Below are 2,500 nucleotides of genomic sequence, written 5' to 3'. Positions count from 1 at the left end.
GCCCCACAGGCTTACTGATCCTAACCAAACTCCGAATACCCGGGAGTACTAGATGGCAGACACACTGCGGATGCTAACGTCCGTAGTGGAGAGGGAAACAACCCTGACCTACAGCTAAGGCCCCCAATTCATGGCTAAGTGGGAAAGCAGGTGGGACGACCAAAACAACCAGGAGGTTGGCTTAGAAGCAGCCATCCTTTAAAGATAGCGTAACAGCTCACTGGTCTAAATAAGTTGTCCTGCGGCGAAGATGTAACGGGGCTCAAGCCATGAGCCGAAGCTTAGGATGCCGTAAGGCATGGTAGCAGAGCGTAGTGTGACATAGTCTCATTCCTCCTTCACGTCTTCGGGCGTATTGGAGGAGAGAGGCTTTCGATGAAGCCGGCGCGTGAGCGATCCGGTGGAGAGATCACTAGTGAGAATGATGACATGAGTAGCGACAAAGAGTGTGAGAGACACTCTCGCCGAAAGTCCAAGGGTTCCTGCTTAAAGCTAATCTGAGCAGGGTAAGCCGGCCCCTAAGCCGAGGCCGAAAGGCGTAGGCGATGGGAACTAGGTTAATATTCCTAGGCCGTGGAGTGGTGACGGATCTCAGAGGTAGTTCATCCTTATCGGATTGAATGGGCTGCTGAGAGGTTCCTGGAAATAGCCCTCCTATAAGACCGTACCCTAAACCGACACAGGTGGACTGGTAGAGAATACCAAGGCGCTTGAGAGAACGATGTTGAAGGAACTCGGCAAAATACCTCCGTAAGTTCGCGAGAAGGAGGCCCGGTTCCTAGGCAACTAGGGGCTGGGGGCACAAACCAGGGGGTGGCGACTGTTTATTAAAAACACAGGGCTCTGCGAAGTCGCAAGACGACGTATAGGGTCTGACGCCTGCCCGGTGCCTGAAGGTTAAAAGGAGAGGTGAGAGCCTTGAATTGAAGCCCAGGTAAACGGCGGCCGTAACTATAACGGTCCTAAGGTAGCGAAATTCCTTGTCGGGTAAGTTCCGACCTGCACGAATGGCGTAACGACTTCCCCGCTGTCTCCAACATCGACTCAGCGAAATTGAATTGCCTGTCAAGATGCAGGCTTCCCGCGGTTAGACGGAAAGACCCCGTGCACCTTTACTACAGCTTCGCACTGGCATCAGGATTGTGATGTGCAGGATAGGTGGTGGGCTTTGAAGCAGAGACGCAAGTCTCTGTGGAGCCTCCCTTGAGATACCACCCTTCGCACTCTTGATGTCTAACCGCGGTCCGTTATCCGGATCCGGGACCCTGCGTGGCGGGTAGTTTGACTGGGGCGGTCGCCTCCTAAAGCGTAACGGAGGCGCGCGAAGGTTGGCTCAGAGCGGTCGGAAATCGCTCGTTGAGTGCAATGGCAGAAGCCAGCCTGACTGCGAGACTGACAAGTCGAGCAGAGTCGAAAGACGGCCATAGTGATCCGGTGGTCCCGAGTGGAAGGGCCATCGCTCAACGGATAAAAGGTACGCCGGGGATAACAGGCTGATACTGCCCAAGAGTCCATATCGACGGCAGTGTTTGGCACCTCGATGTCGGCTCATCTCATCCTGGGGCTGGAGCAGGTCCCAAGGGTACGGCTGTTCGCCGTTTAAAGAGGTACGTGAGCTGGGTTTAGAACGTCGTGAGACAGTTCGGTCCCTATCTGCCGTGGGTGTAGGAGACTTGAGAGGAGTTGCCCCTAGTACGAGAGGACCGGGGTGAACGATCCACTGGTGGACCTGTTGTTGCGCCAGCAGCAGTGCAGGGTAGCTATGATCGGACAGGATAACCGCTGAAGGCATCTAAGCGGGAAGCCCCCCTCAAAACAAGGTCTCCCTGAGGGCCGTGGAAGACCACCACGTCAATAGGCCGGAGATGTAAGCGCAGTAATGCGTTCAGTTGACCGGTACTAATCGCCCGATAGGCTTGATTTGATCCAGTAATGGAAAGACAAATCAAAAACATACACACCTTAGACTAACGATGGCTGTGTCGCGCCAAGCGGCACTGTTGATTGATTACACTACCGAGTGGCAACGCGCCTTTTGCACGCAAAAGACGCTGCCTGCCACCCGTCGCGCTTGCTACGCAAGTCGCAACGTGGGATTTTCCTCGGTTTGGTGGTCATAGCGCAAGTGAAACACCCGGTCCCATCCCGAACCCGGAAGTTAAGCACTGCCGCGCCAATGGTACTTGGGCTTAAGCCCCGGGAGAGTAGGTCACCGCCAAACCTAGAAAAATCCCAATTCTCTCTAAATGATACAATTACTTATTCGACCCCGGCCTCAAGTAGCGAAAGCGATAGGCCAACCTAGTGTCGCGGGATGGAGCAGCCCGGTAGCTCGTCAGGCTCATAACCTGAAGGTCGTAGGTTCAAATCCTACTCCCGCAACCAGGTCGAATAATATCAACACAGCCCGTTCAGACTACATTTGATCCACTGGATCAATTGCTTAACGTCTTCACCTCGTCAGGCTCATAACCTGAAGGCCAAAGGTTCAAACCCTACT

At 54.1% G+C, this 2,500-nt stretch carries 1 tRNA gene and 2 rRNA genes (1 of these 3 cut by a window edge); all 3 read left to right on the top strand.

The features are described 5' to 3' along the window. A 23S ribosomal RNA gene (locus AC2FH6_RS21290) occupies positions 1-1,924 on the top strand (it extends 904 nt beyond the left edge of the window). A 182-nt stretch (positions 1,925-2,106) separates the two neighbouring features. Further along, positions 2,107-2,221 (top strand): 5S ribosomal RNA (rrf, locus tag AC2FH6_RS21285). Between the two features lie 87 nt (positions 2,222-2,308). Next, a tRNA-Met gene (locus tag AC2FH6_RS21280) sits at positions 2,309-2,385 on the top strand. Positions 2,386-2,500 lie beyond the last annotated feature (115 nt).

It is taken from the genome of Ruegeria sp. CDSC045 (assembly GCF_059610725.1).
This window is presented reverse-complemented; position numbering and strand designations above follow the sequence as displayed.